Source organism: Paenibacillus ottowii (assembly GCF_050516475.1).
Classification (GTDB): Bacteria; Bacillota; Bacilli; order Paenibacillales; family Paenibacillaceae; genus Paenibacillus; species Paenibacillus ottowii.
The window spans coordinates 1717981-1725862 of sequence record NZ_CP191577.1 but is presented as its reverse complement, the minus strand read 5'-3'; the positions used below and the strand labels follow the sequence as shown (position 1 = coordinate 1725862).

7 protein-coding genes are annotated in these 7882 nt (G+C 36.0%); all 7 read left to right on the top strand.

The window, feature by feature from the left end; all coding sequences use genetic code 11:
- Positions 1–380: 380 nt before the first annotated feature.
- Entirely contained in the window at positions 381–908 is a 528-nt protein-coding gene (locus ACQQ6X_RS08145; protein ID WP_305164944.1) for a hypothetical protein, read from the top strand.
- On the top strand, positions 884–1171 hold the full coding sequence (locus ACQQ6X_RS08140) for a hypothetical protein (RefSeq protein ID WP_430493559.1): 288 nt from the start codon (positions 884–886) through the stop codon (positions 1169–1171). Before ACQQ6X_RS08145 ends, ACQQ6X_RS08140 begins: the two co-directional genes overlap by 25 nt.
- 152 nt (positions 1172–1323) lie before the next feature.
- Positions 1324–1893, top strand: a complete 570-nt coding sequence (locus ACQQ6X_RS08135; RefSeq protein WP_430493558.1) for a hypothetical protein — start codon at positions 1324–1326, stop codon at positions 1891–1893.
- A gap of 354 nt (positions 1894–2247) precedes the next feature.
- Positions 2248–3672, top strand: a complete 1425-nt coding sequence (locus ACQQ6X_RS08130) for a hypothetical protein (protein ID WP_305164941.1) — start codon at positions 2248–2250, stop codon at positions 3670–3672.
- A complete protein-coding gene (locus tag ACQQ6X_RS08125; protein WP_305164939.1) occupies positions 3641–5338 on the top strand; it encodes an RNA dependent RNA polymerase in 1698 nt (565 codons plus the stop codon). The genes ACQQ6X_RS08130 and ACQQ6X_RS08125 overlap by 32 nt, the downstream gene beginning before the upstream one ends.
- Positions 5339–5437: 99 nt before the next feature.
- Entirely contained in the window at positions 5438–5608 is a 171-nt protein-coding gene (locus tag ACQQ6X_RS08120; RefSeq protein WP_305164938.1) for a hypothetical protein, read from the top strand.
- 35 nt (positions 5609–5643) lie between these two features.
- Positions 5644–7239: a DNA/RNA helicase gene (locus tag ACQQ6X_RS08115; protein WP_305164937.1), complete on the top strand. Its 1596-nt coding sequence runs from the start codon at positions 5644–5646 to the stop codon at positions 7237–7239.
- Positions 7240–7882 lie beyond the last annotated feature (643 nt).

Below are 7882 nucleotides of genomic sequence, written 5' to 3'. Positions count from 1 at the left end.
GATATAAACTATGATGATAAATGGGTTGAGAAGAATCTTCTGTATGTTGCAATGAGCAGACCTACTCATTTATTCGCATTTGGTATGAAGGAAAGTCAAATTAGTTCTGAAAATATTCAAATCTTTAAAGATAAGGGATGGGATATTAGATACACTAATTCACATTGAATTCTCATTCTCTAGAAGCTTATATGGATTGGAAGGAATTTGTATTATTTTAAAATTGTAAATTTATCTTATGGAATTAATTATATTGTGTCTTTAGTCATTTGTTTTATTAGATTAGATAGGAGGATAGCTCAACACTCTTTTCTAGTATATATATTGATAATGCAAATATTTAAGCGCAAATCTTATTGAGAAGGTTGGAATAAATTCAAATGTTTGAACAAGTTTCTAAGTTTCTAAGTGAATTTGGTTATACTGGAGGAATCATTGGCTTACTTGCTGCTTTCTTTAAAATGCAACCGGTAACCTTAATGACATCTACATTCACTGAAAAAATACTTTTAAGTAAAGAAAAAAGATTTTTCGTAAAAGTAATAAATTTTTGTTTGCAAACGATTTACATTTCGCTATTTTTCTCGACACTGCTAATCTATTCATACAAATGGCATTACAAATACTATTTAGTTATCAGTTTTTTTATGTTAGGGGTAATCTTAGAAGGAATGGTTCTGGTTTTTTTGATCGCTTCGTTTGAAAAAGTTAAAATTTATGTTCGGTCAATAGTTTTGAGTACAAGTCCTACTATCAGAACACTATCTGTAATATTCTATATGTTATTTCTCTTTTCCTATATTTCAGTGCTTCCTTATTATGTGGGGTCTCATACAGCAGCGTTATTAGTAGGTGATTTAAACAAGACTGAACAGCGGCCTTATTGTTTGCTGCACTTATCCTTGTAATTTTGTTCTCAGGACTTTTAGTTGTTGGTCTAAAATTTATGATTGGTATTATGGATGCTAATAGATACAATTTGTATGGTAGAGCTTTGTTTATACAAGAACAAGAGACACTTAACAAGTGGTTTATTTACCATCCAACTAATAAGGTACATTTTATCTTAGGAGATACTCCTAATCCATCAGAATCCACTGTAAATCGTTTTATAGAAACAACTGTTTTATTGAATGAGAAGATATATGTTTATAAAGCTGAAAGAGAATAAGAACTAGTATACACAACGCAATATTCTAAATTTTTTATAACATGTTGGCTAGATTGTCTATCACGGTAATTCACTACGTGCAATTCTATAAAAGATTTTATAGGCTAATGTTGCTTATTATGAAATATAACTTAGACGATTTTTTTAAAAAAATGAAAAATGAGTGTCCGAAATTGAAGAGCTTATTTGATGATTACAGAAGAAGACTAGATGAATTAAAAACAGAACAGGAAGAACCTTTAACGGATAATACCGAACATTACATGCAAATAATACATTTAACCAAAAAGTCTTATTATACAATAACTTGGAATATTGAAACATTAAAAAAGGTAGCTCAACGAAACTTTCCTGAGAAACCCAATATGAACTTTTATCTCCCTAATCTTTCTAAGTGTGTGAAAAAAAGCGGGATTGAGGAAAAGCGCATACCTGTAGCGCTTAATAACATGGAGCCGATTATTGTTGGTTATATGTCGGGAATTCAGGATATCCCTTTTATTATAATTGATGGGAATCATAGAGTAATCAGTAAACACAGCAAAGGCCAGGAGTATTTCCATGGGTACCTGCTAAAACCCGAAATGCATGTCGAAGCAATGGCGACTAATTTGGATAAACTCCTTTATAAAATTCATCATAACATAAATAAACATCTTGCTCACTTAAGGGGAAGCAAACTAGTAGAAAACGAAAATGATAGTGGTATTTTAGAAATATAGGGAACAAGTTACACTTAAATATTTTCCTCTATATTCAAGATAATATTTCCACAATGATGAGGCCAGAAGACCCGGCAAATATGTTGGGTCTTTTCATTAGGACTTCACGCAGTTCTAGCGGTAGGAAACGTGAGGAGCGTCAAGTTATATGTCTTAAAATAGTGCTATTCCTCTATTTTCGAAAGACTTGCTTTCATATTTGAAAATAATTCTCCGAATTAGACTATTGTAATACGAACATACATTTGATATAATGAATAGGAACATTTGTTCTATTGTAGCAAGGGTACAAGACCCAGCAGGATAGAACATTCTCAACCATATTGTCCAAACTACAAAACAGGAGGCTAAAATTTGTCCACTAATCCAGCACGAAATCAATACCAAATCAATCTGTTCCACTTTAACGAGATCACTCATGCAGGTGACCAACTTTGTGCGCCACCATCTAACACTCGCACTATCACTGTATCAAACAGCATCTATCTCGATCAACTTAAGCGAGTCGTAGCAGAACATGATCCTTCCACCGATGTTACCGATGTAATCTTTATGCTCAAAGCTGATCAAATTGACGAAGATGATCCATCTCAACTAGCTTTGTTTGAACGTATGTTACGAGAGGGCATCTACTATAATGGAAGAAAATATGTTCGTTCGATCAAGTCACCTGCCATGGGACGTACACAGCGGACAGAATTTATCCAGAAAAAGTATGTTGCTGATCTGTATAAACACATTACACTCGGCAAAATGCCACCACTCACTAATACCCATAAGTGGGAAGCAGCACTTGGTGTGAGTCGTTCAGCGGCACAACCAGTTCCGTTTATCCCTCGTATTGTCGTCATACCAGATTATGAAAAGGATACGATAATCGAGGATGTATGGAAAGTGGAAAAGTGTGCTGAAGATTTGGAGCAACAGAAGTTGATATTTGATGAAAAGACGAAGCAGCGTGAATATTTCAAAGCGAAGAAAGAATTAAAGCCACCTAAGGAACAATTACATAAATTAGAACGTATACCGAATAAAACGATCTCGTGGAATGGTCGTACGAAGTCTAATCCTGATCAATCAGAGTTCAAAACTTTCAATGGATGGAATAAGCAGAATCGTCGTGTGAAGCTAGAAGCAATTCCTTTCCCTGCGCGTTCAGTTATGTATAATGACAAACTATATCCTTGCTATTCCATCGAGCAAACAGAAGAAATCCCAATTATCGCGATAAATGAAGAGTCCATCGGATTTAAGCGAGTGGAGTATCCAAAGTATGAAAATAAGAATGTTCAGTTTTTTGATGGTCAAGGTTTAATTAGTTTCCAGTTTGCGGAGCATATCAGACAGCATCTGAATCTATCCTATTCACCCAATGCAGTTCAAGGAAGACTTCCATATGTCAAAGGTAACTTTATCCGATTCGATTTGATGAAATGGTTCAAGGAAAACAACGTGGCAGAAATAATGGATGTTTTTGGTGAATTTCAGCCTGTCATTGACGAACGAGGTCGTCCTATTGATTTGATCCTTACTAAATCCTGCTTCAAAGCATGGCATCAATACAGTGAGGGAGAAGCAAAGCCCCAGTGTTTGTTTGAAAATATAACGGAATATGAAGCATTACTTAAAGTACATAATCATAACCACTTTTGGGTCGCCAATTATGCGAAGCCAGCATACCAGATGAACGCCTACCCACCACTGACATACCAATATATTCATGCGCTGAATCTTACATTGAACGATTATGTTAAAAGGTCGCATCCCGATTCGAGGTAGCTACTTTTATCTGACTAATGACCCGATTGCATTCATGGAGCATGCCAGCGGATATCCAGTTACAGGTGTGCTAAAGAAGAACCAAGCTTTTATGAATCGGAAATGTGGAATGCATGCGCTGTTCCGATCACCACTAACGATATTTAATGAAGTGGGCAAGCTAGATTTTGTACAAGTACATAACCGATATATGCGTCATTTAGACAATGTGATTGTTCTGAACTGTCATGATTTAACACTGGCAAGACTTGGACTAGGAGATGTAGACGGAGATACGGCTCTCTGTACCAATGATCCCACCATACTCTCAGCAGTGATTGACGCTCCTACGATTATCAATGAGGATGATAAAAAAGTAGCTGCTCCTGTACCGAATCATATGGATAGTATCGTTAAGATGGAATTGAAAAGCCTACATAACCTGACGGGTAGATGTACGAATGTGAATACGTATTTTCAGAATCTGGCTTTAGAGGAAGGAGGCCTGCAAGCACGCGTTTTGGAAAACTCAGTCTTAAAATTTCTCCAAGGTCAAATCATTGATGCGACCAAAAATGGACTGGAAGTAGAGATTCCATATGTGTTGGATCGTCTGGCTATTCAAATGCCGTATTTCTTTCGTTTTGCGAAGGGTGGCAAGGCAGAGGATTATCAGCACTCAACGAAATCGCCGTTTAATCAATTTTGCGTCAAGGCAGAAAAGTACATAGATGACAAGTTCCAGATGGAAGATGGAAAACTGGATCAGTCGATTTTGGGCATCGAGAGTACGAGACAACTGATACAGGATATGAGTAAAGTTAGTCAGCCCAAGTTTCTGAGCTATTTAGCTCGCATTGAGCCACTATATAAAGAATACAACGAGCAGAAAAAACCAATTGATCATCGACGTATGCAATTTAATGAACTAAAAAAATGGCAACGAGACAATGATACCCGAAAAGCAATCAGCGTGGAATACGCTAGGTTACGAGAGGAATACAAAACTCAGTGTGAAGAGATCTGTCCTTATCCTTCGGTACTTGCCAGTGTTGCTGTCGAGATCGCATATCAAACCTACAGAACGTACTCCTTTGCATGGTTATTTGTAGATGGACTACTGGAAAATCTAAAGCAGCATGAAAATGTGATGAAGAGGGAAGTACGAAAGGTGAACCGGCTTACGAATCGAAATGTGGAAGGTAAGGAGCTTACTGTTCAAGTTGGCATCGCTGCCATCGATGATTTAGAGTTTGCATTGTTGAATGTGCCGGATGGTGTGTATTCATTATTTGAAATTATGGGACAATTCTTTATTGGGTATGAAGCTGAGAGGGAAACCGTAGTACAAACTAGTAATACGCCTTCTTTGCTGGATGAGAAAAGTACAAGACGAATATTGAGAGATTACTCGCTTGGCCTCAGCACATTGAAAAAGTCGGAGGAAGAATCGCAGCTGGTTGCTGACCAGGTATTGGGCAAGAAATTACAGATTCAGGTGGTCGAGTACCGCTATGTTCATGTTGTAGATGAGCATGGAGAAAGGAAATGTATTATTCCGAGAGATCAGGTCATTCGTCGAGATGAGGGGTTATCCTTACTGGATTTTGATGGTGCAGCAATCGAATTTATAAGTACTGAAAAAGTAACGAAATCAAGCTTTAAGGCGGTAGTCCATATCGAATAAATTGAATCATAGGTGTCATGATCTGGCGCCTGTTAACACGGGCGCTTGGGTGACACCTGATATATAGGTGTAATCCCACAATGAGAGGAGTGAACCTAAATGAGCTATTTTTATTGTTACGATATCCATTTGTTTAATTTTTTGACGAAGAAGGGTTTTTCATTTATAACGAAGGCACGACACTATAAGACGAATGTTTTATTTTCCATGTATCTGAAAACACCAGAACTATCTGTAGCCATTGATGAATGGGAAGCAGCAAATCATTAAAATGTAGATGTTAGAAATGATGTGAGGAGCGTTTTATGAGAATTGATGATTATAAGCCAAAGCAAAATGTAACTGAGAAGATAAACGGGGAGGAAGTTGAATGGAAAAATGGAGACATCGTTTTAATTAGCAGTGGGACAGCATCAGGTAAATCCTATTTTATTCGAAACAAGCTGGAACAACTAGCGGATCGGCAAAATGTAAATATCCTTTTATTGGTTAATCGAAAGAACCTGTATAAACAGAATAAAGAAGCTATCGACAATTCATTATTCTCAAGAATCAAAGTTGAATTATATCAAACGATTGAGAACCAGTTAAACAATGACGAGGAGTACGATTTTTCTCCCTATACATACATTGTGTGTGATGAGTCGCATTACTTTACTACAGATAGTGGATTCAATGATAATTCGGATGATTCCCTTCAAGCCATCCTTAAATTACAGTCTCAAATTAGGATTTTTATGTCTGCAACAGGTCATGTATTATTCTCTTACATAAAGGATCAATACAGACGAAAACTCAAACAAAAAGGTAATAAGATATGGTCTTACTCTATTCCAAAAAAATTCAATCAAATTGCATCGTTATCCTTTTATACAGACTTTTATGCAGTAGAAAAATGGATTAAGCGCAAATTCAATAAAGCCAACGATAAAATTATATATTTTGCAGACACGATCCAAAAGGCTTTTGAGCTTCATGTGAAGTATGACGATTCATTATTCGTATGCAGTAAAAGCAGCAGCAAAAACAGAAAGTATCTCAAACATGTAGATGATGATCAAGTGGAGTCCATGGTCAAGCAAAATAGGTTTGACTGTAAATATCTATTCACCACGACAGTGCTTGATAATGGTTTTGATTTGAAGGATGAACAAATTAAATTAATTATGTGCGATATATTTGATGTGGATACGATGCTACAGTGTATTGGACGAAAGAGATTCAAGAATGACCAGGATAAGGTTCATGTGGTGTTGCTGAATCGAAACAATCGAGATTTGAATAATTACTTGAGATCAGTCCAGAAGAAACTGGATGAAGCAGATGCTTTTATTCATGGTGGAGTTGAAGAATGGAAAAAGCAAGTGGGTAAATTTTCGAGGAAATCCAATTACATCATTAAAGACAATGCAACGAGTGATGGAAAATATAAATCGAAGAAGACAGTGTCCAGAGTTAAATATCTTCAAGCTGTAGCTACGAGAGATCGGATTAAAGCAATGCTGGATCAGAGCAGAGAAACCAATAATTTCAGGGAAGAAACTGGAGGGAAAAAGGAAAGCGATGCCTATATGATGTACATTTCGAACTTATTACATAAAAATAGGATTACGGTACTTGAGAAAATGTTTGATCAAGAAGAATTATGTAGCTATTTAGATACAATGGTTGGTAAAAGAATATACAAAGAGGGTCAAAAACAAGTCATTGAGAAATTTGATATCAAGGATTATCGAGGCAGATTACAAAAGGATATTGGCCAATTACAATCCTACCTCCAATCGAATAAATTAAAATATGCGATTGCTAGTTTTCCAGATAACCGAAAAAAATTAGAAGATGGGAGTAATAATCCTTATAAAGGAAAGCGATATTGGTTAATCAGCAAATTTAACGAATAGTCGGTTGTAACAAAAAAATCAAGTTTTTTCTATTTTCGATTTTGCCAAAAAGGTAGTAGATATAAGGATTTTTTTAATCTTGGACAGCAAATTGTGGAGTAATGCTATATATATACATGTATCCATGATTTGCTGTCTAGATGATAGATAAGTCAATGAAATCAACTGTTTTATGAAATGTAAAAAAGCAAAAAAATGAGACAAACCAAAATTGAGCCGCAAAAGGGTGAATTGCCGTAGGCAAGAGGGAAAACGGCGGCAGGTCGATGAATACCGTTTACGAAGCGTAGCGAAGTGGTTTTTATCGAGATGGTGATAGAGTTTCCCCTTATGTGGGTACAAACGTTAAGATCAAAAGAAACCGTCAACAAAAATTTGTAAACAAATTATTTCTTTCCGTAGCCATCCAACAATAGTTGGCTGTCTTCATTTTATTTTTTTGAACATGATAGTTGACGTGACCCTACTTTTCTATATATAGGGGAAACTGGGGTCAGTCCATGGAATGTAGCTTAAACTTAGAAAGAATAAAATGGAGAAATGGTGTTTGCCTCATATTCAAGACATCTATTCATTTGTAGTCAGGCTGCTTATTTTAAAATTTTCGATTTACATATTTAATTTTATCTTGTTGAAAATAGAC